Here is a 25053-nt window from a genome sequence, read left to right on the forward strand (position 1 = left end):
AGGTGCGGCTCTGCCGCCGCGCGGCCTCGACCGCGCGTCGCCGCCGCCTGCGCGCGGTCATCGCCAGGGCCGTCGCCTGGATCCGCCACGCGCTTTCCGCGCGCCGTCGCGGACCGGCGCGGCGCTGAGCGGGCCGCGGCGCTTCGTGCTATCCTTCGACGTGACCGCAATGACGAAGGAGGGGTAACGATGGCTGGAACCGATCCCTGGAACGGCACCGACCGGCTCGACGAGGCGACGCTCGACGTGATGGTGGCACGGCTCGAGGCGCGGGGAAAGAACGCCGCGTTCGTCGGCATGCTCGACGACTATCTCGACGCGATGGAGATCGACGGCGCCGCCTCGGTCCTCGACCTCGGCTGCGGCACCGGCCTCGTCTCGCGGCGGATCTGCGCCCGGCCGGATTTCGCCGGCACTTGCCACGGCATCGACCTCAGCGACTACCTCGTGCGCGCGGCGCGGCGGTACGCGGCCGACGAGGGCGCAGGCGAGCGGACCCGGTTCGAGGTGGGCGACACCCATTCGCTGAACCTCGCCGAAGCCAGCTATGACGCCGTCATCGCCCACACACTCTTCAGCCATCTCGACGATCCCGGCGCGGTTCTGGGCGAGATGGCGCGGGTGGTGCGGCCCGGCGGCAGGATCGTGGTCTATGACGGCGACTATGCCTCGCTCACCTTCGAGGAAGCAGATCCAGAGCAGTCGCGGCAAAACTCCGACCGGGTGATCGAGGCGCTCGTCACCCAGCCGCGGGTGCTGCGCCAGATGTTGCGGATCGCCAAGCGCCACGGCCTCGTGCTCGACCGCATGTTCTCCTACGTCTTGACCGAAGCTGGCCGCGCCGATTTCTGGGTCAGCGCGGTCGAGGGGCTCCGCGTGCTCGGGCCGCGCTCGGGCGTGATGACCGAGGCCGAGGCCAACGCCTGGGCCGACGCGCAACTTGCCGCCTCGGAAGAGGGCGTGTTCTTCGGATCGAGCAACTACTACACCTATCTGTTCCGCCCCGCCTGACAGCGTCGGAGAGGCGCAGATTCCGGTTGTGGCCGCCTCCGGTTCCGGTAATTATGCAAGCGTATAATTTCCACACCGAATCCGGGGAGCCGATGTCCGAACCGCGCCGCAGCTTCACCCGCGAGGATCCCGACAGCCGTCGGGCGGCGCTGATCCGCGCGACGCTGGAACTGATTGCCGAGTTCGGTCCGCAGGCCGCCACGGTGCGCGCGATCGCCGCCGAGGCGGGGCTCACCCAGGGCATGATCCGGCACTATTTCTCGACCAAGGAAGAGCTCGTCAACGCCGCTTACGAGGCGCATATGCAGGCCCAGACCGAAGCCTCCGAGGCCTCCGCTGGAGGCGCCGGCACGGCGCGGGCGCGGCTCGCGCATTTCGTCGCGGGCTCGGTCACGCCGCCGGTCGCCGACCCGCGCGCGGTCTCGCTCTGGGCCGGCTTCATCCACATGATCCGCCGCGACCCGGCGATGCACGCCACCCACCGCGAGAGCTACCTGCGCTACCGCGACCTCCTGCAAGGGCTCCTGTCCGACGCGCTGGCCGAATCCGGCCGGCCCGTGCCCGAGGCCGAGGCGCGGCGGCTCGCCATCGCCTGCAACGCGGTGATCGACGGGCTCTGGCTCGAAGGCGGTGCGCTGCCCGAGGCCTTCGGGTCCAGTGAGCTTGAAGGGATCGCCCGCGACTCGGTCGGCGCGATCCTTGGTCTTTCCCTTTTGCGCGATGAGGCGTCCCAATGAAGTATTCCCCGGTTCTCGACCGCCTCTCCGGTCTCGGAGGCGCGAAATGGGAGATCCATGCCCATGCCCGCGCCCGCGCCCGGCAGGGCCATGACGTGATCGAGCTGACGATCGGCAATCCCGACGTCGCCGCCCCCGCTGAGCTGGTCGAGGCGGCGACGGCGGCGATGCGCGCCGGCCGCACCCAGTATTCCAGCGGCCGCGGTGAGGAGGGGCTGCGCGAGGCGCTCGCCGCGCGCTACACGGAAAGCGCCGGCCGCCCGATCGGCGCCGATCAGGTGCTCTGCTTCCCCGGCACCCAGACAGCGCTCTACGCCGTCCTGATGGGCCTCGCCGAGCCCGGCACCGAGGTCCTCGTCGGCGACCCGATGTACGCCACCTACGAGGCCGTGGTCGCCGCGAGCGGTGCTGCGCTCGTTCCGGTGCCGCTCCGGCCCGAGCGCGGCTTCCGCATTGCCGCCGCGGACATCGCGGCCCGGATCACGCCGCGGACGCGGGCGGTGCTCCTCAACACGCCGCACAATCCGACCGGCGCGGTGCTCCGCCCCGAGGATATCGACGCCATCGGCCGTCTCGCGGTCGCCCACGATCTCTGGCTGATCGTCGACGAGGTCTACGAGGAGCTTGTCTTCGACGGCGTCGCCTTCACCTCGCCGCTCGCGCGCGGCGATCTCGCCGAGCGGGTCGTCGTGGTCTCCTCGATTTCCAAGTCCCATGCCGCGCCCGGTTTCCGCTCCGGTTGGTGCATCGGCTCCGCCGCCTTCACCGAACGGCTGCTGCCGCTGTCGGAATCGATGCTGTTCGGCAACCAGCCCTTCATCGCCGACATGACCGCGCTCGCGGTCTCCGGACCCTCGGAGGTCGCCGCCGGGATGCGTCACCGCTTCGCGGCGCGGGCGAAATACCTCGCCGAACGGCTTACGCAGGAGACGCGGCTCCGCGTCCACCGCCCCGAGGCGGGCATGTTCGCGCTGATCGACGTCACCGCTACCGGCATGAGCGACCGCGACTACGCGCTCGACCTGATCGAATCCGGGGTCGCGGTGATGCCGGGCTCGGCCTTCGGCCAGTCGCTCGCCGGCTGGGTCCGTGTGGCGCTCACCGTCGATGACGGCCGCTTCCGCCGCGCCTGCGACCGGATCGTGACCCATGCCAACGCCAAGTGCCGGATAGGAGCCTGAAAGTGACGACGATCGGTGAAGCCCTTGTGAAGGCGCTCGAGGCGCGCGGCGTGAACGTGGTGTTCGGCATTCCCGGCGTCCACACGGTGGAGCTTTACCGCGGGCTCGCGGGCTCGCCGATCCGCCATGTCACGCCACGCCACGAACAGGGGGCGGGCTTCATGGCCGACGGCTATGCCCGCGTCTCGGGTAAGCCCGGCGTCGCCTTCGTGATTACCGGGCCGGGGGTCACCAACACGCTGACGCCGATGGGCCAGGCGCGGGCGGATTCGGTGCCGATGCTGGTGATCTCCGGCGTGAACCGGCGGGCGACGCTGGGGCGTGGCCTCGGCTGCCTGCACGAACTCCCCGACCAGCTCGGGCTGACCGCGCTCGTCGCCCGCACCGCCGACCGGGTCGAGAGCGCCGAAGCGCTGGCCCCGGCCCTCGACCGCGCCTTCGCGGGCTTCGCCTCCGACCGGCCCGGCCCGGCCCATATCGAGGTGCCGCTCGACGTGATGGGTCTGCCCGCGCTCCCGGTCCCCGCGCCCGCCGATGCCGCGCCGGTTCTGCCCGATCCTGATACGATCCGCCGCGCCGCCGAGGCGCTCGGCCAGGCCGTTCGCCCGCTGATCCTCGCCGGCGGCGGCGCCAGGCACGCCGACGCCGCGCTCACCGCGCTTGCCGAACGGCTCGACGCACCGGTGGTGCAGACCGTGAACGCCCGCGGCCTGATGCACCGTCACCCGCTCGCGGTGCCCGCGAGCCCCTGCCTTGAACCGGTGCGCGACCTGATCCGCGCCGCCGACGTCGTGCTCGCCGTCGGTACCGAGTTCGGCCCCACCGATTACGAGATGTATGGCGGCGCGATGCCGGTCCCGGCGCGGCTCGTCCGGATCGACATCTCGGCTGGGCAGCTTGCTCTCCACCCGGCCGAGATCGCGCTCCGCGGCCATGCCGAGGCGGTGCTTCCGGCGCTGACCGGGGCGCTGCCGGAACGCGCACCCCGTGACGGCGCGACGCGCGCGGCTGAGGCAATCGACGCCGCCCGCGCCGGGCTCGACCCGGTGATGCTGCCGCAACTTGCCATCCTCGAAGCGGTGCGCGACACGGTTCCGGGCGCGATCTTCGTCGGCGACTCGACGCAGGCGATCTACGCCGGCAACCTGCTTTACGACCACGACCGCCCCGGCGGATGGTTCAACGCCGCGACCGGCTTCGGCGCGCTCGGCTTCTCGATCCCCGCCGCGATCGGCGCGGCCCTCGCCGACCCCGACGCGCCGGTCGTCTGCCTCGCCGGCGACGGCGGCGCGCAGTTCTCCCTGCCCGAGTTGATGACCGCGGTGGACGAGAAGCTGCCGATCGCCTTCCTGATCTGGAACAACCACGCCTATCAGGAGATCGCGGATTCGATGGCGCGCGTCGGCGTCGCCGTCACCGGCTGCCACCCGACGCCGCCCGATTTCGCCGCCGTCGCGCAGTCCTGCGCCATGCCCTTCGCCCGCGTCGCGATGGCGCCCGAGGCGGTGGCCGGGGCGCTGAGGGACCTGCGCCGCCCCGACGGGCCGGTGATGATCGAGATCGAGGCCGGCTGAACCGGCCGCCTAGCAGCCGTTCTGCCAGCCCTCGATGATCTCCACCGCTTCCTCGGCGCTCTCGACGAAGGAAAAGAGGCTCAGGTCCTCGGGCGAGATCGTGCCCGCTTCGGCCAGCGCCTGCCAGTTGATGATGCTGTCCCAGAAGCCGCGGCCGAAGAGCAGGAACGGCACCTTCTTCATCCGCCCGGTCTGGATCAGCGTCAGGCTCTCGAACATCTCGTCCAATGTGCCGAAACCGCCGGGGAAGATGCAGATCGCCTTCGCGCGCATCAGGAAATGCATCTTGCGGATCGCGAAGTAGTGGAAGTTGAAGCAGAGGTCGGGCGTTACATAAACGTTCGGCGCCTGCTCGTGCGGCAGGACGATGTTGAGCCCGATCGAATGGCCGCCCGCGTCCACCGCGCCGCGGTTCCCGGCCTCCATGATGCCGGGGCCGCCGCCGGTCACGATCACGTCCTCGCGGCCGTAGCTCCTGAGGCTCTTCTCGGTCATGATCCGGGCGAGCTTCCTCGCCTCGTCGTACCATTTCGCGAGCGCCGCGGCGCCGGTCGCCGCCTCGGTCTTGCCGCCCGCGGCAGTCTCGATCACCGGCGGCTCGGGCTGCTCGGCGGTGCCGGTCGGATCGGGGATACGCGCGCTGCCCATCATCACGATCGTCGACTCGATGCCGCGCTCGTCCATGATCATCTGCGGCTTCAGAAGCTCGAGCTGCAGGCGCACGGGGCGCAGCTCCTCGCGGCACATGAAGTCGGGATCGGTGAAGGCGAGCCGGTAGGCCGGGGCGCGGGTCTGCGGCGTGTCGGGAATGCGGTCGGCGGTCTCCACATCCTGGTGGCTGTGGCGGAACGGGTGGCGGCGGGGATCTTCTTTCATGAGCGTCCTCGAGGTCCTGTTACCCAAAGGCGTAGCCCCTTTGCGGGCTGGATGCCAGCATGGCCGCGCAAGATGGCGCAACTGTGACGCGCATGGTCGCATTGCTTCGCGGGCCGAGCCGCCCTATAGGCCATGGTCACGCGACGTCAGATTCCGAGGGAACGCCCATGTCCAATGCCGCACTTGAGACCGCCATCGAAGCCGCCTGGGAGGCGCGCGACACGATCACGACCGCGACCGGGGGCGAAACCCGCGAGGCGATCGAGGCGACGCTGACCGCGCTCGACAGCGGCAAGCTCCGCGTCGCCGAGCGCCAGTCCGACGGCAACTGGCATGTGAACCAGTGGGCCAAGAAGGCGGTTCTGCTGTCGTTCCGGCTGAACGACATGGAGCCGATCTCCGGCGGCAACGGCGGCACCACCTGGTGGGACAAGGTGCCCTCGAAGTTCCACGGCTGGGGCGAGCATGAATGGCGCGCCGCGGGCTTCCGCGCGGTGCCGGGCTCGATCGTCCGCCGCTCGGCCTTCATCGGCAAGGGCGTGGTGCTGATGCCCTCCTTCGTCAACATCGGCGCCTATGTCGATGAGGGCTCGATGGTCGATGGCTGGGCCACCGTCGGCTCCTGCGCCCAGATCGGCAAGAACGTCCACCTTTCCGGCGGCGTCGGCATCGGCGGCGTGCTGGAGCCGATGCAGGCCGGCCCGACGATCATCGAGGACAACTGCTTCATCGGCGCCCGGTCGGAGGTCGTCGAGGGCTGTATCATCCGCGAGGGCTCGGTGCTCGGCATGGGCGTCTTCATCGGCAAGTCGACGAAGATCGTCGACCGCGAGACCGGCGATGTCTTCTACGGCGAGGTGCCGGCGGGGTCGGTCGTCGTCGCGGGTTCGATGCCTTCGAAGGGCGGCATCAACCTCTACTGTGCGGTGATCGTGAAGAAGGTCGACGCCCAGACCCGGGCCAAGACCTCGATCAACGATCTCCTGCGGGACTGAGGCCGGGCGCGGGAAGAAAATTCAGTAATTTTCTTCCCGAAAATCCTTGAAGGATTTTCGGTGGGCGCGGTTGGAGAGCAAAATGACCGAGAAGCCGAAACGACCCCAGCAGGTCTACACCCTCGTTGTCGAGGTCGGCCGAAAGTCCGGTGACGGCCTGCCCAAGGGCGCGACCGGCGCGGCGCTGATGATCTATGCCTCGGGCGTCGACGAGGACGAGGCGGTGCGCGAGACGGTGGCGATCCTCAAGCAGGCCGACATGGCGCCGCTGGATGTCACCGGCTACGGCACCGCCGAAGAACGCGCGGCCCAGGGCCACGAGATCGAAGACGACGAGCGCGCGCTGATGGAGCGTGCGCTCGCCGAGAACTCGGTGATCGTGGCGCAGGTGACGCCGTTCTTCGACAAGGGCTGAGCCATCGCCCCGGGCTGGGCGGCGGATGCCTCCGGCGGGGATACTTCGGGCAAGATGAAAGAGCCGGGCGGAGTGGCGGATGCCTCTTGGCCTTTCGGCCCCGGGCGCTCATATAGGAGGCGACACGAGACAACGGGGGCAGACATGCTCGAATTCAGCCAGAAACAGGACGCTCCGGCGGCCGGCGACCTGATCCGCGACGTGACCGAGGCGGATTTCATGAAGGAAGTCATCGAGGCGAGCCGCGAGGTGCCGGTGATCGTCGACTTCTGGGCGCCCTGGTGCGGACCCTGCAAGACGCTCGGGCCGGCGCTCGAAGCCGCGGTGACCGCGGCCAAGGGCAAGGTTCGCATGGCCAAGGTCAATGTGGACGAGAACCAGATGATCGCGGCGCAGCTGCGTATCCAGTCGATCCCGACCGTCTACGCCTTCTGGGAGGGTAAGCCGGTGGACGGATTTCAGGGCGCGGTCCAGGGCTCCGAGATCAAGGCCTTCGTCGACCGGCTCGCCGGGCTTGCCGGGGACGGCGGGCTCTCCGAGGCGCTCGACGCGGCCGAGCAGATGATTGCCGAAGGGGCCGCGGTGGATGCCGCCGAGACCTTCGCCGCGATCCTCGGCGAGGAGCCGGAGAATGCCCGCGCCTATGGCGGGCTCGTGCGCGCCCATCTCGCCGCCGGCAGCAAGGATGAGGCCGAGGGGCTCCTTGCCGCCGTGCCGGCCGCGATCGCATATGCCGCCGAGATCGAGGCCGCCCGCGCCCAGCTGGCGCTCGCCCGGCAGGCCGCCAATGCCGGCCCGGTCGCGGAGCTGCTCGACCGGGTGCTCTCGCATCCCGACGACCACGAGGCGCGGTTCGACCTCGCCCAGGCGCTCCATGCCGCCGGCAAGGTCGAGGGCGCGGTCGAGGAGCTGCTGGAGCTTTTCCGCCGTGACCGCGAGTGGAACGACGGCGCGGCCAAGAAGCAGCTCTTCACCATCTTCGAGGCGCTGAAGCCGACCGATCCGATCGTGCTCAAGGGGCGCCGGAAACTCTCGTCGATGATCTTTGCCTGATGGCGTCAAGCCGCTAGGATCGGGTCCATGAAGCTCCATGGCGACCTGCCGGACAAGATCCCGCTCTTCCCGCTGCCGGGGGCGCTTCTCTTGCCCCGCGCCCGGCTGCCCCTGCAGATTTTCGAGCCGCGCTACCTCGCGATGCTCGAGGACACGCTGAAGACCCGCCACCGGCTGATCGGGATGATCCAGCCCCGTCCCGGCCCCGACGGCCAGCCGCTTCTGGCCGCGATCGGCTGCGCCGGGCGCGTCACCGGGTTTTCCGAGACCGATGACGGGCGCTACATGATCACGCTCACCGGCGTCTCGCGCTTCCGGCTGACGCGCGAGATCTCGGGCTTCGCGCCCTATCTCTCGGCCGAGGTGAGCTGGGATGACTTTTCGCGCGACCGCGGGCCGGCCGAGCATGACGCGGGCTTCGACCGCGACGATTTCCTCGCGCTCCTGCGGCGCTTCTTCGAGGCCGAGCAGCTCTCGACCGACTGGGACAGCCTGAAAGATGCCGAGGACGAGCTCCTGATCAACTCGCTCTCGATGCTCTGCCCGTTCGAGCCCGAGGACAAGCAAGCGCTCCTCGAGGCGCCGTCGCTCGCGACCCGGCGCGAGACGCTGGTGACGCTGATGGAATATGCGCTGCGCGGCGGCGGCGAGGAGATGATGCAATGAACGACGAGGTGAAGGTCGACCGGCGGATGCTGGAGGCGCTGGTCTGTCCGCTGACGCAGGCGCCGCTCTCCTACGATGCCGAGCGCCAGGAGCTGATCTCCAAGCGCGCCGGCCTCGCCTTTCCGATCCGCGGCGGCATCCCGATCATGCTGGTGAGCGAGGCGCGCAAGATCGGCTGAGGTGATGGCGCCGCCCGGGGGCGGCGCCGGGGTTTCAGGCGGCTGTGGCGCCGGGCGCGAGTGCGGCGTCGTCACGCAGCGGAAAGAGCAACTCATGGATATCCACATCCGGGGCGCCGACGACCCGGTAGGCGGAGGGGATCGTCCGGGCGAGTTCGGATTGACGGAACGCCGCCATCGCCTCGCGCGACGCCCAGATGTAGAACCCGCCGTAATGGTTGGGCTTGCCCAGCTTCAGGTAGAACTTCTGCACAAGCCCCTCGATGGCGCGGAACTGCGGCGCACGCTCCTCGGCGATCGCCATGACCTCGGCTTCCGTCAGCGTCGTTTCGAACTGCACGAACTGGATGAACATCGTCTCTCTCCCTGGTTTACGTGGGGGCGACCGGGCCGTTCCGGTCTTGAGAAAAACCTGCCATGCTCGGGGGCGACCGGGAATTCGCCAATCCCGAAAGCCCGGTTTGCAGGAATGGACAGGCCCCGGACGATGCCGAAGACCACCGACTTGCAGGCCACGCAGCGCGCGCTCGAATGGAGCGACCTCGCGATCATCCTCGCGATCTGCCGGGCGCAGAGCCTCTCCGGCGCCGCGCGGCTTCTCGGCAAGACCCACAGCACGGTCTTCCGCAACATCAACGCGATCGAGGAAAAGACCGGCGTGCGGTTCTTCGACCGCTTCGACCACGGCTACATGATGACCGATGCTGGCCGCACCGCGATGGACTATGCCGAGCGGATCGAGGGCGAGTTCCACGCGCTCGGCCTCGAGGTCTTCGGGCAGGACGCGCGGCTGAGCGGGCGGCTGCGGATCACCTGCCCCGAGGCCTTCGCCGAGGATCACGCGCCCGGCCTCGTCGCGCGCTTCCTCGCCCACCATCCCGACATCCAGATCGACGTGACCCCCGGCCACGGCGCCCTCGACCTCAACCGGCGCGAGGCCGAGATCGCGATCCGCGCCACCAGGGCCCCGCCCGAGACCAGCTTCGGCCGCAAGATCTGCGCCTTCCGCTTCGCGCTCTACGCCACCGAGAGCTACCTCGCGTCCGCGCCCGACCGCCCGCTCGCCGAGCATCCGTTCTGCCTGATCGAGGGCACCGCGCCCTGGCTGGTGCCGGTGGTCTGGAAGACGAGGGAGGAGGGCGAGGACCGCGCGGTCTTCCAGTGCCGCGCCTCGCGCGCGGTCCAGAACGCCGCCGCCGAGGGGCTCGGGCTCACCTTCCTGCCCTGCTACGTCGGCGACGCCGACCCCCGGCTCCTGCGGATTTCGGACCCGATCCGCAACCTCGACATGGAGCTCTGGGTGCTGACCCACCCCGACCTGCGCAACGCCGCAAGGGTCCGGGCGATGATGGCGTTCCTCTACGAGGCGCTCGGTGCCGAGGCCGATCTCTGGGGCGGGTTGCGCGGCAAGACATCGGCCCGGAACTTCCTGCCGCGCGAGGCGACCTGACCGCCGGATCGAGCCGTCCGCGCAACCGGCGCCGCCGCAATGGGCCGCGAAATGGCTCCACGGTCGGCACGGTCCTGCCATCCCGATGCCGGGATTCGGGCGCATGGTTAACCGAGATGACAGTCTGAGGAGACTGGTGATGAAACTCGAAAGACAAGCGTCCCACCTTGCAGTTGTCAGCGGCCCCTTCGTTGCGCCGCTCTATCCCGGCGCGGAGAAAGCGCGTGACGAGGCCATCCGCGAACTGCAGGGTCTCTGGTCCGATACCGTCGATCTCGCAAAGCAGCCCGGCGTACTCCGCCGCCTCCACGCGCTGCTCAACGCCTGAGCCACCGGGACCGCCGTTTCCGGCCGCCGCCAGGCTCCGGCCCGGCGAGGGTGCCGCTCAGAGCCCTTCAAGGGGCATCGTGTAGGTCGTCGCCGAGCCCTCGACGCAGACCTCGCCCCCGGCGTCCAGCACCGATACCTTCAACTCGCAGATCGGCTTGTCGTCGCGCACCGACACGACCTCGACGCGCCCGGTGATGGTCTCGTTCACGCCGACCGCCTTCCTGAAATTCAGGTTGGTGTTGAGAAGCACCGTGCCCGGCCCCGGCAGGTCCTCGGCGACGCAGGCATTGAGGATGCCGGTGATGACGCCACCCTGGACGATCAGCTTGCCGAAACGGGTCTTCCGGGCCAGCGCCTCGTCGTAATGGACCGGGTTGCGGTCGCCGGTCATGTCGGTGAAGGCGGCGATGTCCTCCATGCGGGTTGTGCGACACCGCGTCGCGACCTGCCCCGGGGCGGGCTTGCCCTTGATCACGCCCGTCCAGCCTGCAGCCGTGTCCGCCATTGCCGTCCTCCGCTTCTGCGCCCCGCTTCCGCCCAGCTTGCGGTCAAAGCCTCTGCCCGCGCAACAGCCGCGGCGGATCGCCCGCCAGCCCCGCCGCCTGGCGGATGAAGGCGCGGCGCAGGCCCGGCACGCTGCCGACGAGCCCCATGCCGACATTGCGGGCCGCGCGCAGCAGAGGATTGTCGTTCGAAAACAGCCGGTTTACCCCGTCCATGCCAAGCGCCAGCGCGGTCGAATCGAAGCGCCGCCAGCTCTGGTAGCGGTCGAGCACGTCGCCCGCACCGATATCTTCGCCGCGGCGATGGGCGTCGACCAGCACCTCGGCCAGCGCGCCGACGTCGCGGAACCCGAGGTTGAGCCCCTGTCCCGCAATCGGATGAACCCCGTGCGCCGCGTCGCCGACGAGCGCCAGTCGCGGCGCGGTGTAAGCCGTCGCGAGCGTCAGGTTCAGCGGATAGGTGAAGCGCCCGCCCGCCAGCTCGATCTCGCCGAGGAAGTCGCCGAAGCGCGGCCGCAGCACCTCGAGGAAGTCGGCGTCGTTCAGCTCGGCGATGGCGCGGGCGGCGGCGTCGGTCTCGCTCCAGACGATCGAGGAGCGGTTGCCCTTCAGCGGCAGGATCGCCAGCGGTCCCGAGGGCATGAAGAACTGCTGCGCGATGCCGCCATGCGGGCGCTCATGCGCCACCGCGCAGACGATTGCGGTCTGGCCGTAGCCCCAGCCGGTGCGGCTGATCCCGGCCCGGACGGCGGTGCCCGAGGCGCGCCCGTCGCAGCCCGCGAGCACCCGCGCGTTCAGCGTCCGGCCATCCGAGAGCGTCACCGCGATGCCGGCCGGACCGGCTTCCTGCGCGGTCACCGTGGTGGCGGGCAGATGGGTGAGGTTCGCCTCCGCCTCCATCGCGGCGAGGAAGGCGGCATAGAGGTGCCGGTCTTCGAGCATGAAGCCCATCGGGCCTTCCTCGATCTCGGCCGCCTCGAAATGCAGGAAGAACGGCGCTGGGCCCTCGCCGGGCCGCCCGTCGCTCGCCTTGATCTCCAGGATCGGCTGGGCCGCGGCCGCGACCCGGTCCCAGACGCCGGTCGCCGCCAGAAGCCGCTTCGAGGCGATGGCGAGCGCATAGGCGCGGCCGTCGAAATTGCTCTCGGCCCGCGCCCGTGCCGGCTGGGCGTCGATCACCGCGACCGTCAGCCCCGCCTGCGCCAGCGCAAGCCCAAGGGCCGGGCCGTTCAGCCCGCCGCCGGTAATGATCACGTCCGCATCGTAGGTCATCGCTCAACTATCCGCTCCGGCGCGGGATTGTCCATGCGTCACATTCCCGGCCCCGGCGGCGCCGGGATCCGCCGTGAGGCTCTCGGCGCGAAATGCCGTCGGGGTCCTGCCGGTCCAGTGCCGGAACGCCCGGTCCAGGGCCGGCAGGCTGGAAAACCCGACCCGCTGCGCGATGTCGGCAAACGGGATCCGGGTTTCCGACACGAGCTCCACCGCGAGGCTCCGCCGCTCCTCGTCCTTGATCTGGCGATACGAGGTGCCCTTGGCCGCGAGCAGCCGCTGGACGCGGCGCGGGTGCATCCCGCAGATCCGCGCAAACTCGGCGAGCGGCAAGTCCGCGTAATCCAGGTTCTTGGCCACGATGTTGCGGAAATACGCGACGGTCGGTGCCGCGCCGGGATCGTCGCCGAACTCGCCGCGCGATGTCTCGGACAGCGCCCAGTCCAGCGCGAAGGGGAGTGTCAGCCACTCCGTCGGGAAGGCGATCCGCAATCCGTTGATCGGCGACTTGATGAAGGCCGACCGGGGCAGGAACCCCGGCGGGATCCCGTCGCGGCTCGGCGCGGTGACGATGAGGCGCTTCGGATCGAAACCCGCGCCGAGGCCGAGCTTGAACACGGTGACATAGAAGCAGACGACGATCGCGTCGATCTGCTTCAAGGCTCCGGACACGTGCAGCGTGCGCTGGATCTCGAAGCTGGCGGCATCGGCCGTGACGTGAAGGGAATAGCGGACGTTGTCGAACTGCGCCGCGACCTCCGTCACCGCCCGCGAGAGGAAATCGCCGAGCGTCACGGCGTCGCGCGCGGCATCCCGGAGCACCGGGGTGCCGTGATGCGCCACCTCGATCGCGACGGAGGCACCGAAATAGGGATCGCCGAGCGCCGCCGCCATGCCCTCGACGGCGGCATAGAGCGCGGAGGCCTCGATCAGGAGGTTGGGATCGGTCAGGGCTTCGGGCGGAAGGTGATGGCGAAGGGCGGCAGCTTTCGCGTCTCCGCCGCGGCGCTCGAACGCGGTCGCGAAAGTGATCAGCAACGCGGCCCGCGTGAATTTCGGATCGGTCTTTCTGCGCGCCCTGACGGCCATTTTCCGCATGCCATGACTTATCCTGATGCGACAAGATTCTGCGTGCACCGGCACCGGATGTAAACGATCAAGTCGAGCGCCGTGCTAGCCATGTCGATAGTTCCTCCCCAGCGGGCATCGGGCATGGAGCATCGGGATGCGGTTTTCGTTAACGGGGAGATGGTCGGGCAGGTCGGCTTTGACCCAGGATAGTCAGCACGGAGGATTTCATGCGCGCGGTGTTTTCCCTTCTCTTCCTCCTCTCCGGCACGACGAGCACATTAGCCTATGACCTCGTCATCAGCGGCGGGCGGGTGATCGACCCGGAAACCGGGCTCGACGCGATCCGCAACGTCGCCATCGACGGAGACCGGATCGCGGCGATCAGCGAGTTCCCGTTGCACGGCGATGTCATCGTCGACGCGGCCGGGCAGGTCGTCTCCCCCGGCTTCATCGACCTTCACGCCCACGGCCAGAACATCGGCGACTACCGCATGCAGGCGGTTCAGGGCGTCACCACGATGCTGGAGCTGGAATCCGGCGTCCTGCCCATCGGCGAGTGGTACGAGACCCAGTCGGCCAAGAGCCTGCCCATCAACTACGGGGCGGCATCGGGCTGGACCTTCGGGCGCATCGCGGCCTTTTCGGGTACGGACCCTCTGTCCACCACCGCCTATTTCCAGGATGCCCAGAGCCGCAACGACTGGAAGAACGAGGTTGCGACCCCCGAGCGGCTGGACCGCATCCTCTCCCTTGTCGAGCAGGGACTTGATGAGGGCGGGCTCGGGATCGGCATCAATGCCGGCTATGCCCCCGGCTACGGCCAGAAGGAATACTTCGCGCTCGCCGAGATGGCGCGGGATCACGGCGTCGCCACCTATACCCATGTGCGATACGCCAGCAACATTGAGCCGCAAAGCTCCTTCGAGGCGATCAAGGAACTGATCGGCAACGCGGCGATCACCGGCGCCCACATGCACATCTGCCACATCAACAGCTCGTCGCTGTCGGACATCCACGCGATGCTCGACATGGTCGAGGAGGCGCAGGCCAACGGCATCAACATCTCGGTCGAGGCCTATCCCTACGGCGCGGCCAACACCGTCGTTGGCGCGGCGATGTTCAGCGGTGACGACTGGCGCGAACGCATGTCCTCGACCTCCGAGAACTTCCAGCTCGGCAAGGACCGGCTGACCGAGGAACAGCTCGCCGACTACCAGGCGAACAACCCCGGTACCTTCGTCACGTGGCACTTCCTCGACGAGCACGAGCCGATGGATCTCGCGCTTCTCGATGCCTCGGTGACGCATCCCGCCGTGCTGATCGCCTCTGACGAGGTGTTCTGGTCCTACTTCACCGACGACGGGAAGGTCCTGAACTACGAAGGCGACGCATGGCCGCTGCCCGAGAAGGTGTTCAGCCATCCCAGATCGTCGGGCGCCTTCGCCAAGGTGCTGCGCTCCTATGTCCGCGAACGCGGGCTGATGTCGCTGAGCGAGGCGATCCGCAATATGTCGCTGATGCCGGCGCAGACGCTCGAGGACTTCGTGCCGCAGATGCGCAGCAAGGGCCGGCTCCAGATCGGCATGGACGCCGATATCGTCGTCTTCGACCCCGAAACGGTGGCCGACCGCGCCACCTTCGAAAACGCCAACCAGATGGCGGTCGGCGTGAACACGGTCCTGGTGAACGGGGCCTTCGTGGTCCGCGACGGGCAACTCGTTCTCGACGCGGCGCCGGGAAAGCCGATCCGGCGCAGCATTGACTGATTACCAAAAAGGGAGTTCGCACTGTGCAAGAAGCATGAAATTACCCGACGCGAGTTCAACGCCGGCGCCGCGGCTGCCGCCGCCACGCTCGCTACCGCCGGCAGTGGTGCCGCACAGACCGGCGCGACCTTCGACATCGCGCTCCTCGGTGGCCGCGTCATGGACCCCGAGACGGGCTTCGACCAGGTCGCGAACGTCGGCGGAATGCGACGATCATCGCTTCGTCCTCCTCGCTTAGAACGCTGGAGTGCGGTTCCTTTGGTCCGGTCTTACGATCCTCGACCGTCTCGCGCTTTCGCCCTTTCGCGACGGTCTTCGGATTGATCCCGAGCTCCCGGCTCAACGCCGCGGTCGAAGCTTGCGATCGCTGTATTGCTGCTCGGATAGCGTGTGTGGTCGTGGCGCAGCCGTGACGAACTTGTCCCATAGTGCTTCCTTCCATTCCGACGAATGGATCGCACCATCAAACCGTGGGATCAAACAGCTAGGTTCATTGCTTCTCAACCAATGCCGGCACGCCCTACTGCTCCGGCACCAGAATCTCGCGCTTGCCGACATGGTTGGCGGGCGAGACGAGGCCCTCCTCCTCCATCTGCTCGACGAGCCGCGCGGCCTTGTTGTAGCCGATGCCGAGCTTCCTCTGGATGTAGGAGGTGGAGACCTTGCGGTCGCGCAGCACCACCTGCACCGCCTGGTCGTAGAGCGCGTCCTCGCCGTCGGTGTTGCCGCCGAGCCCCAGGACGAGGTCGATGTCGGCCTCCTTCTCGTCGTCGGGGCCCTCGACCACGCCGGACATGTACTCGGGCGGCCCGAAGCTCTTCAGGTGGTTGACGATCTCCTCGACCTCTTCATCGGAGACGAAGGGCCCGTGGATGCGGGTGATGCGGCTGCCGCCGGCCATGTAGAGCATGTCGCCCATGCCGAGGAGCTGTTCGGCGCCCATCTCGCCCAAGATGGTGCGGCTGTCGATCTTGGAGGTGACCTGGAAGGAGATCCGGGTCGGGAAGTTGGCCTTGATCGTGCCGGTGATGACGTCGACGGAGGGCCGCTGGGTCGCCATGATCAGGTGGATTCCGCTGGCGCGGGCCATCTGGGCGAGGCGCTGGATGCAGGCCTCGATCTCTTTGCCTGCCACCATCATCAGGTCGGCCATCTCGTCGACGATGACGACGATGTAGGGCAAGGCCTCGGGCATCAGCTCCTCGGTCTCGAAGACCGGGTCGCCGGTCTCCTCGTCGAAGCCGGTCTGGACGGTGCGCTTGAACATCTCGCCCTTCGAAAGCGCCTCGCGGACGCGGCCGTTGTAGCCCTCGATGTTGCGCACGCCCATCTTCGACATCTTGCGGTAGCGCTCCTCCATCTCGCCGACGGTCCATTTCAGCGCGACAACGGCCTTCTTGGGGTCGGTGACGACGGGGGAGAGGAGATGGGGAATGCCGTCGTAGACGGAGAGCTCCAGCATCTTGGGGTCGATCATGATGAGCCGGCATTCCTCGGGCGTGAGCTTGTAGAGGAGCGAGAGGATCATCGTGTTGATGGCGACGGACTTGCCCGAGCCGGTGGTGCCGGCGATGAGGAGGTGGGGCATCTTGGCGAGGTTGGCGACGATCGGCTCGCCGGCGATGTCCTTGCCCAGGGCGAGGGGGAGGCGGAGGCCCGAGTCGCCGAAGTCGCGGGCGGAGAGGATCTCGCGCAGGACCACCTTCTCGCGGAAGGCGTTGGGGAGTTCGATGCCGATGACGGTTCGGCCGGGGACGGTGGAGACGCGGGCGGAAAGCGCGGACATCGAGCGGGCGATGTCGTCGGCGAGGCCGATGACGCGGGAGGCCTTGAGGCCGGGGGCGGGTTCGAGCTCGTACATGGTGACGACGGGGCCGGGGCGGACGCTGACGATCTCGCCCTTGACGCCGTAGTCGTCGAGGACGGACTCGAGCATGCGGGCGTTCTCCTGCAGCGCCTCGTCGGAGAGCGGGCGGCGCTGGACCGAGGTGGGCGAGGCGAGGAGCGAGAGCGGCGGGGTCTCGTAGGTCGGGGCGGTGTCGTCGAAGCGCAGGCGCGGCTGGGCCTCGGCCAGGGCCTGGCGCGAGGGGGCGGGGGGTTTCTGGGCGCCGTGCTGGACGATCGGGCGCGGGGCCGTTGGTTCGACGGCGAAGGTGTCGTCGTGGGCGGAGGGGCCGGGGTGGTCCTCGGTGTCGAAGAGCGGCTCGGCGGTGAGCGGCGGGGCGGCGTCGAAGCTGTCCTCGTCGTCGAGGCCGGCGACCGGGGCGGGCTCGGGCGCGGCGCGGCGGGGCTGCGGCATGTAGCGCGGCGCGCCGGTGAGCGGCGGCTCGACCCGCTGGCGCGGCTCGCCGTCGGCGACATGGACGGTGCGGGTGCGCACCGCGTCGGCGATGCGGGCGCGGATGCGGTCGGGGCTCGGCGCCTCGGCGCTCCAGCCGCTCTGTGTCGGATAGGATTCGATCAGCTCCGGCTCGGGCTCGTACTCGGGCTCGGCGCCGCGGCGGGCGAGGCCGGTCACGCGGGCAAGGAAGCCGCGCTTCTCGCGCGGGGCCGGGGCCGCCGGGCCGGGGACGGCGAAGCGCGGCTCGGCGCGGAGCACGTCGGCGCGGGGCGCCTCGGCAGTACGGGCGCGGCGGACCGGGGCGACGGCGATCTCCTCGTCCTCCTCCTCGTCCTCCGGGGCGTAGCGGGAGGCGCGTTCCACGGCCGCTTCGCGGCGGGCGCGGGACTTGTCCTGCAGCGCCTGGGCGCCGCGCACCGAGGCGACCGCGCCGCGGCCGGCGGCGCGCATCAGCCAATCGTAGCCGACGATGGTGCCGACGAGCAGGAACCGGGCGATCCCGGCGAGCTCGCGCAGGTCGAACCCCAGGACGAAGAGCGCCATCGCGAGCGCGCCGCCAGCGACGAGGAGGGACATCACCTTGAGTCCGAAGGCGGCGCTGACCGGCGCGACGCCGAGGATCGCGCCGAGCACGGTGTCGCCGAAAAGCCCGCCGAGCCCGAAGCTGTGCGCCCAGCCCTCGCCCGCGACATGGGTCGAGGCATAGACCGCCATCAGCGCCACCGCTATCGGTGCGAAGATCACGCGGGACAATGCGCGTTCCTCGCCGCGATGGAAGACGAAGCGCAGACCCCAGGCGGCGAAGACCAGAGCGATGCCCCAGGAACCGTAGCCGGCAATGACGAAGAGCGGCGAGGCGATCGAGGCGCCGAACGTGCCGAGCAGGTTCTGGGCGGGCGAGTCGGTGGCGGCGAGCCAGCTCGGGTCGTCGGGCGAGTAGCTCGCGAGCATCATCGCCGTCATCACCGCCATGACCAGAAGCGCCAGCCCCAGAAGTTCCTTGCCGCGCCGTTCGAGCGCAGCCTGCAGGTTCTGATCCAGAAGCGGATCGCGCTGTCTTGCCTGGTACGATGCCATAGCCCTCGTCCTCAACCGTAGAGGCAGTCGCGGAGCATCTCGAGCCCGCGCCGCATTTCTTCTTTTGGGGCCACCATCGCAACGCGAATGTAACCCTTCCCCGGATTGTGCCCGCCAACGTCGCGGGCGAGATAGGCGCCCGGGAGCACCCTAACCCCCGTCTCGCGCCAGAGTTTCAGTGCCGCTTCCTCGCCGTTCTCGACCGGCAGCCAGAGGAAGAAGCCGCCATCCGGTCCCTTGTAGCCCTGAACCTTGGCAAAGATGCGGTCGGCAATGCGGAACTTTTCCTGATAGAGCGCCCGGTTCGCCTCGACATGGGCCTCGTCGGACCACGCCTTTTCCGAGACGTGCTGGATTGGTAGCGGCAGCGGCGCGCCGCCGTAGTTCCGGAGCTGGCGGAAGCGGGTGATCGCCTCGGGCCCGCCGGCGACGAAGCCCGAGCGCAGGCCCGGCAGGTTCGAGCGTTTCGACAGCGAATGGAAGACCGCGACCCGCTCGGGATCGGCGCCGATCTCGTCGGCGACCTGGAGCGCGCCGACCGGCGGCTGATCGCGCCAGATCTCGGAATAGCATTCGTCGGCGAGCAGGATGAAATCGTGCTTTTCCGCGAGTGCCAGAACCTCGGCGATGTAGTCGCGCGAGGCGATGGAGCCTTGCGGGTTCGCGGGCGAGCAGAGATAGGCGAGCGCGGTGCGGTCGAGGATGTCGGCCGGAAGCGCGGTGTAGTCGGGCAAAAAGCCGGTGGCCGCGCCGGCCGGGACGAAGACGGGCTCGGCGCCGACCGACAGCGCGGCGGCGGCATAGGGCTGGTAGAACGGGTTCGGCATCAGCACCACGGGCTGGCGGCCGTTCTTGACCTCGGGGCAGAGGGCCATGCAGGCGTCGAAGAGCCCCTCGCGGGTGCCGTTCAGGACCATGAGCCGCTCGGGCGAGAGATCGGCGCCGTAGCGCAGCCGGAGCCAGCCGGCGATTGCGGCGAGAAGGCCCGGCGCGCCCTCGTTCGGGGGATACTTGCCGAACTCGGAGAGATGCTTCTCAAGGATCGGGCCGACGAAGTCCGGCATCGGGTGGCGCGGCTCGCCGATGGTCATGGCAATGGGCTCGCCACCGGGTTTGTGGTGGTCGAGCAACTTCCGCAAGCGCGGGAACGCGTAATCTGGCAGGTTCGAAAACCGCTCGGGAAACGCCATACTGCCTCAATCTATAGGGTCGTTGCGCCCCATTTTGGATTCAGATTAGCCGCAGCCACCGCCGCGGTCCAGAAAAAGCAGCGATTTTCGCGGCCCGGTGGAGGGGGAATGTGGCATTTCCGTCCTCAGCGCAAGGCGATCTCGGCGGCGGCAGCGAGGCGCAGGAGCCGGGCCTCGCCGAAGGCCGTGCCCATCAGCGTGATCCCTGTCGCGGGCAGCCCGGTCGGCAGGGTCAGAGCCGGGATCCCCATCAGGTTGGCGATGCGGGTGTTGCGCAGGGTGAGCAGGTTCTCGGTGACGAAATAGTCGCGCTCGGATTCGAGCCGCGCCGCCTCGGGCGGCAGGTTCGGCGTGGTCGGCACGAGCACCGCGTCGTAGCGGGCGGTGTGCGCGGCCCAGCGCGCCCGAATCGCGTCGAGCCGGTGCCAGGCGGCGACGTAATCGGCGCCGGAATGGGCGGCGCCGGCGCGGAAGCGGTCGCGGACGGGGCCGTACATCTTTTCCGGCGCGGTCTCGATCGCGCCTTTCCATGTGCCGTAGGCCTCGGTGGTGTAGAGGATGCCGGCGAGCGACATCGCCTCGACGAGGTCGGGGAAGGCGGCGTTCGTGATCTCGGCGCCGGCGTCCTTGAGGCGTTCGAGCGCGTGGGTGAAGCCGGCCTTCGGCTCGGGGCGGAGATCCTCGAGCGCGGTGGTCTCGAGCACCATGAGACGGGCGCCCTTCAGCGTTGCGCCGGTGAGGTCGGCGGGTTTCGTGCCTTCGAGCGCGGCGAGGAGGAGGGCGGCGTCCTCGACGGTGCGGGTCAGCGGGCCGACGGTGTCGAAACGGGCGCAGAGCGGGACGACGCCCTTCAGGGACAGGCGGCCCGAGGTGGTCTTGAGGCCGACGAGGTCGTTCCAGGCGGCGGGCACGCGGACCGAGCCGCCGGTGTCGGAGCCGATCCCTGCCGCGGCGAGGCCGAAGGCGGTCGAGGCGGCGGCGCCGGAGGAGGAGCCGCCGGGGGCGAGCGCGGGATCGTGGACGTTGGGCGGGGTCGCGGTCACCGGGTTGAGGCCGAGGCCGGAAAAGGCGAGCTCGTTCATGTGGGTCTTGCCAAGGCAGACGAGGCCCTGGAGGGTGGCGCTGGCGAGCACCTCGGCGTCGCGTTCCGGCACTCGGTTCTCAAGGAGGCGCGAGCCGGCCTCGGTGGCGGTGCCGGCGGTGTCGAAGAGGTCCTTCCAGGAGATCGGCACCCCGTCGAGGAGCGAGAGCCGCTGGCCCGCCTTCGCCCGCTTCGCCGCCGCAGCCGCCTCTTCGAGCGCGCGCGCCTCGGTGAGGCGGGCATAGATGCGGTCGCGGTGCGCGTGGGCGCGGATCGCGTCCAGAAAGGCTGCCGTCAGTTCCTCGGGGTCGATCTCGCCCCGCCCGATTGCGCGGCCGAGATCGCCCGCGCTCATCTGCCGCCATTCGGCCATGGATGCCTCCCTATTTACCGGATTGACGGTATCGCCGCGCCTGGCTCTTGGAAAGTGCGACGCATCTCGTCAAGCGCGCTGCCGGAGGCGAGCGCATGGCTTCGCCGCGTGTGATTTCCGGGCCGGCCTGATGCGACGACGATCCGGGTTAGTTATTGATTCTAATAGAGAATTCAACCACGCCTGCCGGGCGTGTTCACCGGCGTGGTTTCAGACATGAAGGTCAGTTCAATGGGCCTCTCGCTTCGATCTTTGCTTTTGTCATGCGCGTTCTCCGGAGTTGCCTTCGCGGCATCCGCGCAGGACGGCGCACCGATCCTCTTCACCAATCCTGTCCGATTTCCCATGACCCGCCTGCCAATTTCCAACCCGCCTCCGGCTCCCCGGGAAACTTTGTATTCGTACCTGTCCCGGCTTGCAGCCACATGGCGGACGCATTCCCCTGCCTTGGCTTATGACATGGGCGCTCCATTCAAGTGCTTCATCGAGCATGCCCCCATGCTGTCGGTGCCTTTGCAACCTGGGCTGGATTGGCCTCAGATCAGATGGAGGAGCTTCTATCCTGGACCGGGGTCCGGTGCGGTGACGTCCGGATGACTTTCCGCGGTGAGCTTTACGTTTCTCGGGCCCTGAGAAATCCGGTGATGCGGGGTTGTCCTGTCTGTCTACGCGAGGACGCGGCCATTTCGGATGGCCCGGTCGGTGCGGCCATGGTAATGCGCGGGGACTGGCAGATGCGCGAAGCGACACTCTGTGTCCGCCACAGTCATCCTCTAGTCCCTCTCTGGAAAGCTTCAAACCCGCGAAATCGGTTTGATATTGGCGCGCGCCTTCACGAAGTCGAAGCCGAGATCCTCTCCGAAGCCCTCGATCAGCCGGGGCGGGAACCCTCGACATATGATCTCTGGCTCGACCGGAGGCTGCAGGACGGCGAGGATGACACATGGTTCGGAGAGCATTCAATCTTTGCGGTAACGACGGTCTGCAGACTTCTGGGGCAGGGCTTTTTGCGCGAGGAGGATCCGGACGACAGTTTCGCTTCGGGACGCTCGCATGCGGCAGGCTTCGAGGCCGCCATCGGGGGGGCAGGCGCAATGCGCGAGGCTCTCGACCGCCTTGCGGCATCGGCGAGCGGTCCTCTCGCTGAACCGAAGAAGTCCTTCGGGCCGCTCTATTCCCGTCTGGCTCGAGAATATCTTGGCGAGAGGGCGTTCGATGCCTTTCGCCTGATCCTGCGGGAATGCATCCTGGACCACTGGCCAATTGCCGCTGGAGAGGTTGTTCTGGGTGCTGAGGTCTCTGAGCGTCGGTTTCATTCGTTGCGAACCGCCGCAGCGGAGACAGGGGTAGGTGCGGAGGTTCTCGAATACTTCCTGATCGAGGCCGGGGCCATTTCCGCTCAGGATGGGCGCCCACCAGCCCGGAAACTGTTCGACGCTCAGGCCCATGCATCCCTTCTGGCCGAGATCCCGACTCTTGTGGGCCCTATCGCCATGCGTGACGCGATCGGCGCGACCCGACAGGAGTTGGCCGCCCTGGAAAAGGACGGATTGCTGGCACCACGCGTTCGGGCTTCGAAGGTCAAGAACCCGTGGCGGCTGTCGGACGGGTTAGAGTTGATGTCGGACCTGGAGGAGGGCGCCAGGCCGGTCTCTGCGGAGGACGGAAATTGGGAGACCCTGCTGCTCGCCCGCAATCGGAGCGGGCTCTGTCTTGGAGATCTGCTCAAGGCTATCCGGGAAGGGGCGCTCACCAAGGGCCAACAGGCAGGGGCCAAAGGGTTCCATAGTATTGTAGTTCGCAAGCGCGATGTGGATGCGCTGGCGGCGGTAGTTCTAAGCGCGCGGCCGGACGTCGGACGAATGCTGCCTGGCTTTGTTTCGGCAGCCTCCTTCGGCAGATCCGTCGGTCTGCGCGACCATGGAGACTTCACCGCCTTGATCGAAGCGGGTCAGACCCCGGCACTTCGCGTGCTCCATCCCAAAACCAACCGGCCCCAGTATCGAATGACCCAGGCGGATATCGAGGCTTTCCACCGTCGCTTCGTCACCATGACGACACTGGCCGCCCAGACCGGGATGCACCGGAACTCTTTGGGGGCCAAGCTAGCCGCCGCGCGAGTCGCGCGGTTTTCGCATGATGGGCAGGAGTTCGGACCAGTCTATCTGCGGCGCGAGGCTGAGATCGCGCTCCGGTGAGCCTGGCGGAGGCGCTTTGGCGCCACAGTCAAGAACCAAGCGCCGTTTGCATGGTTTCCTGATGTGGGCTGGGGTATTTAAACAATATTGCTTTTTATCAATGTGATAGCGCAATTTCGAGGCGATGAGACGCAAAGCCCCTGACGTGGTGCGCACGGAAAACAGCGGTTTTGCGCACACTTATGACCCATTGGCAACAATATGGAAAAATTGGCGATCCCGGAAGGACTCGAACCCTCAGCCTGCTGATTAGAAGTCAGCTGCTCTATCCAGTTGAGCTACGGGACCGCTTCGCTCCCTTTAGCGGGTCACGCCCCTTGCGTGCAAGGCTCCTGTCGGGTCAGCATTCCGGGCGCGCGGGCCGGACCGGCCGACGCGAGCGGACCGGAGGCGCCCCATGCGTGATTTCGACGAGATCTTCGCCATTGCAGCTGCCCGGAAGGGCGGCCCTTCCGCCCTCGAAGCGCGGCTCGCCATGCCTGCCCCCCGCGAGGCGCTCGCAGCGGTTCCCGACGACCGCTGGCTCTCGGCGATGGCCAAATGCCTGTTCCAGGCCGGTTTCCACTGGAAGGTGATCGAGGCGAAATGGGACGGATTCGAGACCGCTTTCGAGGGGTTCAATCCCGCTCGGGTCGCTCTATACGGCGATCGGGACTTGGACCGGCTGCTCGCCGACACCGGCATCGTCCGCAACGGCGCCAAGATCGCTGCCGTCATCGCCAATGCCGTCTTCCTGACCGACCTCGCCCGCGAGCACGGCAGTGCTGCGGGTTTCTTCAGCGACTGGCCGGACGCGGACCAGGCCGGTCTCACCGCGTTCATGGCGAGGCGCGGCGCCCGGCTCGGCGGCGTGACCGGCCAGCGCGTGCTGCGCCTGATGGGTAAGGACGCCTACATCCTTTCGGCCGACGTGACCGCCCGGCTGATTGCCGAAGGCATCGTCGACAAGGCGCCGACGTCCAAGCGCGACCTCGCCGCCGTGCAGGAAGCCTTCAACCGCTGGCGCGCACAGTCCGGCCGCAGCCTGACCGAGATCAGCCAGGTCCTCGCGATGAGCATCGGCGACTGACCCTCCGGGCTCAGCCGAGTGCCCGCGTCATGTAGACCGAATTGGGATCGAGCCGGTAGCCATCGAAGGGAGGGCATTCCTCGAAACCCGCCCGCTCGTAGAGCCCGCGCGCCGCAGCGAAGAGAGGCTCGCTGCCGGTCTCGAGGCTGAGCCGCCCGTAGCCCGCCGCCTGCGCCGAGGCGACAAGATGGTCGAGCATCGCCCGCGCCAGACCGCGGCCGCGAAGCTCGGCGAGGACGTGCATCGACTTGATCTCGGCATGGGTCGCGTCGATCCGCTTCAGCGCCCCCATACCGACCGGCCGGCCGTCCTCGCGCATGACGAAGAAGTCGATGCCCGGCCCCGCGAGCGCCTCGGCATCAAGCATGTGAATGCTTTCAGGCGGCGTCTCCGCGTGCATGGCGGCGGTGTGCCGCTCCATCAGCAGGGCGAGGTCGGGCGTCAACGGGCTCTCGGGGCGGATCGTGGGCATGGCGGTTCCTTTCGGCCGCCACGCCACACGATTCCACGCGGGAAATCAATGCCCGGCATCGACTGCCGGTAAACGACCGCCCCTCGGACCCTCCGGCGCCCTGACCGGCCGTATATATCGATCGGGCAATGAGTGGAGTCGACCTAGCCGATCAGGTTACCCCCAAGAACCAT

The 25053-nt window shown here is 68.3% G+C and carries 23 protein-coding genes, 1 tRNA gene and 1 pseudogene; 14 read left to right on the forward strand and 11 right to left on the reverse strand.

All coding sequences use genetic code 11. The features are described 5' to 3' along the window. Window positions 1-189 precede the first annotated feature (189 nt). From OM960_RS12035 to OM960_RS12050, 4 genes are all read left to right on the forward strand, one after another. A complete protein-coding gene (locus tag OM960_RS12035) occupies window positions 190-1011 on the forward strand; it encodes a methyltransferase domain-containing protein (protein WP_263334926.1) in 822 nt (273 codons plus the stop codon). Between the two features lie 92 nt (window positions 1012-1103). Next, window positions 1104-1748 (forward strand): TetR/AcrR family transcriptional regulator, encoded by a 645-nt coding sequence (locus tag OM960_RS12040; protein WP_263334925.1) that lies wholly within the window; start codon window positions 1104-1106, stop codon window positions 1746-1748. Further along, window positions 1745-2929 (forward strand): pyridoxal phosphate-dependent aminotransferase, encoded by a 1185-nt coding sequence (locus OM960_RS12045; protein WP_264772105.1) that lies wholly within the window; start codon window positions 1745-1747, stop codon window positions 2927-2929. The genes OM960_RS12040 and OM960_RS12045 overlap by 4 nt, the downstream gene beginning before the upstream one ends. A 2-nt stretch (window positions 2930-2931) precedes the next feature. After that, window positions 2932-4503, forward strand: a complete 1572-nt coding sequence (locus tag OM960_RS12050; RefSeq protein WP_264772106.1) for a 5-guanidino-2-oxopentanoate decarboxylase — start codon at window positions 2932-2934, stop codon at window positions 4501-4503. A 9-nt stretch (window positions 4504-4512) separates the two neighbouring features. Here OM960_RS12050 and OM960_RS12055 read toward each other — a convergent pair whose 3' ends face one another. Next, the gene (locus OM960_RS12055; RefSeq protein ID WP_264772107.1) at window positions 4513-5379 is read right to left on the reverse strand and encodes an LOG family protein; all 867 of its coding nucleotides are present in this window, start codon (window positions 5377-5379) and stop codon (window positions 4513-4515) included. Window positions 5380-5546: 167 nt separating this feature from the next. On the opposite strand from OM960_RS12055, the gene dapD reads away from it, so the two are divergent. The 5 genes from dapD (at window position 5547) to OM960_RS12080 (ending at window position 8687) form a co-directional block, all read left to right on the forward strand. Beyond that, on the forward strand, window positions 5547-6374 hold the full coding sequence (dapD, locus tag OM960_RS12060; RefSeq protein WP_263334918.1) for a 2,3,4,5-tetrahydropyridine-2,6-dicarboxylate N-succinyltransferase: 828 nt from the start codon (window positions 5547-5549) through the stop codon (window positions 6372-6374). A gap of 82 nt (window positions 6375-6456) precedes the next feature. After that, window positions 6457-6789, forward strand: a complete 333-nt coding sequence (locus OM960_RS12065; protein ID WP_264772108.1) for a DUF8846 family protein — start codon at window positions 6457-6459, stop codon at window positions 6787-6789. A gap of 144 nt (window positions 6790-6933) precedes the next feature. Continuing rightward, window positions 6934-7842: a thioredoxin gene (gene trxA / locus OM960_RS12070; RefSeq protein ID WP_264772109.1), complete on the forward strand. Its 909-nt coding sequence runs from the start codon at window positions 6934-6936 to the stop codon at window positions 7840-7842. Window positions 7843-7869: 27 nt separating this feature from the next. Then, the gene (locus OM960_RS12075) at window positions 7870-8508 is read left to right on the forward strand and encodes an LON peptidase substrate-binding domain-containing protein (protein ID WP_264772110.1); all 639 of its coding nucleotides are present in this window, start codon (window positions 7870-7872) and stop codon (window positions 8506-8508) included. Then, entirely contained in the window at window positions 8505-8687 is a 183-nt protein-coding gene (locus OM960_RS12080) for a Trm112 family protein (protein ID WP_263334911.1), read from the forward strand. Before OM960_RS12075 ends, OM960_RS12080 begins: the two co-directional genes overlap by 4 nt. Before the next feature lie 34 nt (window positions 8688-8721). Here the strand turns inward: OM960_RS12080 and OM960_RS12085 are convergent, their stop codons facing one another. Beyond that, on the reverse strand, window positions 8722-9042 hold the full coding sequence (locus OM960_RS12085) for a hypothetical protein (protein ID WP_263334909.1): 321 nt from the start codon (window positions 9040-9042) through the stop codon (window positions 8722-8724). A 114-nt stretch (window positions 9043-9156) separates the two neighbouring features. Here OM960_RS12085 and OM960_RS12090 point away from each other — a divergent pair, with 114 nt between their 5' ends. Then, complete coding sequence (locus OM960_RS12090) at window positions 9157-10137, forward strand: LysR family transcriptional regulator (protein ID WP_264772111.1); 981 nt, start codon at window positions 9157-9159, stop codon at window positions 10135-10137. A 139-nt stretch (window positions 10138-10276) separates the two neighbouring features. Next, on the forward strand, window positions 10277-10465 hold the full coding sequence (locus OM960_RS12095; protein WP_263334905.1) for a hypothetical protein: 189 nt from the start codon (window positions 10277-10279) through the stop codon (window positions 10463-10465). A 57-nt stretch (window positions 10466-10522) separates the two neighbouring features. Here the strand turns inward: OM960_RS12095 and OM960_RS12100 are convergent, their stop codons facing one another. From OM960_RS12100 to OM960_RS12110, 3 genes are read right to left on the reverse strand one after another with little or no spacing between them, the layout of a single operon-like run. Continuing rightward, window positions 10523-10972, reverse strand: coding sequence for a MaoC family dehydratase (locus tag OM960_RS12100; RefSeq protein WP_264772112.1), 450 nt, complete (start codon window positions 10970-10972; stop codon window positions 10523-10525). 43 nt (window positions 10973-11015) lie between these two features. After that, on the reverse strand, window positions 11016-12242 hold the full coding sequence (locus OM960_RS12105) for an FAD-dependent monooxygenase (RefSeq protein WP_264772113.1): 1227 nt from the start codon (window positions 12240-12242) through the stop codon (window positions 11016-11018). A gap of 3 nt (window positions 12243-12245) precedes the next feature. After that, a complete protein-coding gene (locus OM960_RS12110; RefSeq protein ID WP_264772114.1) occupies window positions 12246-13331 on the reverse strand; it encodes a helix-turn-helix transcriptional regulator in 1086 nt (361 codons plus the stop codon). 209 nt (window positions 13332-13540) lie between these two features. Here OM960_RS12110 and OM960_RS12115 point away from each other — a divergent pair, with 209 nt between their 5' ends. Continuing rightward, the gene (locus OM960_RS12115) at window positions 13541-15079 is read left to right on the forward strand and encodes an amidohydrolase family protein (RefSeq protein WP_264772115.1); all 1539 of its coding nucleotides are present in this window, start codon (window positions 13541-13543) and stop codon (window positions 15077-15079) included. A gap of 190 nt (window positions 15080-15269) precedes the next feature. Here the strand turns inward: OM960_RS12115 and OM960_RS12120 are convergent. The 4 genes and pseudogenes from OM960_RS12120 to OM960_RS12135 all read right to left on the reverse strand — a co-directional run. Next, window positions 15270-15506, reverse strand: a pseudogene (locus tag OM960_RS12120) (IS481 family transposase); the annotation flags it as partial. A 93-nt stretch (window positions 15507-15599) separates the two neighbouring features. Next, window positions 15600-18497, reverse strand: coding sequence for a DNA translocase FtsK 4TM domain-containing protein (locus tag OM960_RS12125; RefSeq protein WP_264772116.1), 2898 nt, complete (start codon window positions 18495-18497; stop codon window positions 15600-15602). Between the two features lie 11 nt (window positions 18498-18508). Continuing rightward, window positions 18509-19687: an aminotransferase class I/II-fold pyridoxal phosphate-dependent enzyme gene (locus OM960_RS12130; RefSeq protein WP_264772117.1), complete on the reverse strand. Its 1179-nt coding sequence runs from the start codon at window positions 19685-19687 to the stop codon at window positions 18509-18511. 125 nt (window positions 19688-19812) lie between these two features. Then, a complete protein-coding gene (locus OM960_RS12135) occupies window positions 19813-21141 on the reverse strand; it encodes an amidase (RefSeq protein WP_264772118.1) in 1329 nt (442 codons plus the stop codon). A 476-nt stretch (window positions 21142-21617) separates the two neighbouring features. Between OM960_RS12135 and OM960_RS12140 the strand changes: the two genes are divergently transcribed. Continuing rightward, window positions 21618-23339: a TniQ family protein gene (locus tag OM960_RS12140; RefSeq protein ID WP_354003561.1), complete on the forward strand. Its 1722-nt coding sequence runs from the start codon at window positions 21618-21620 to the stop codon at window positions 23337-23339. A 211-nt stretch (window positions 23340-23550) separates the two neighbouring features. Here OM960_RS12140 and OM960_RS12145 read toward each other — a convergent pair. After that, window positions 23551-23627: transfer RNA gene (locus OM960_RS12145), tRNA-Arg, on the reverse strand. Window positions 23628-23736: 109 nt separating this feature from the next. Here OM960_RS12145 and OM960_RS12150 point away from each other — a divergent pair. Then, window positions 23737-24408, forward strand: coding sequence for a DNA-3-methyladenine glycosylase I (locus OM960_RS12150; RefSeq protein WP_264772120.1), 672 nt, complete (start codon window positions 23737-23739; stop codon window positions 24406-24408). Window positions 24409-24418: 10 nt separating this feature from the next. Here the strand turns inward: OM960_RS12150 and OM960_RS12155 are convergent, their stop codons facing one another. After that, complete coding sequence (locus OM960_RS12155) at window positions 24419-24880, reverse strand: GNAT family N-acetyltransferase (protein WP_411709789.1); 462 nt, start codon at window positions 24878-24880, stop codon at window positions 24419-24421. Window positions 24881-25053: the final 173 nt, after the last annotated feature.

It is taken from the genome of Defluviimonas salinarum (assembly GCF_026013545.1).
Classification (GTDB): domain Bacteria; phylum Pseudomonadota; class Alphaproteobacteria; order Rhodobacterales; family Rhodobacteraceae; genus Albidovulum; species Albidovulum salinarum.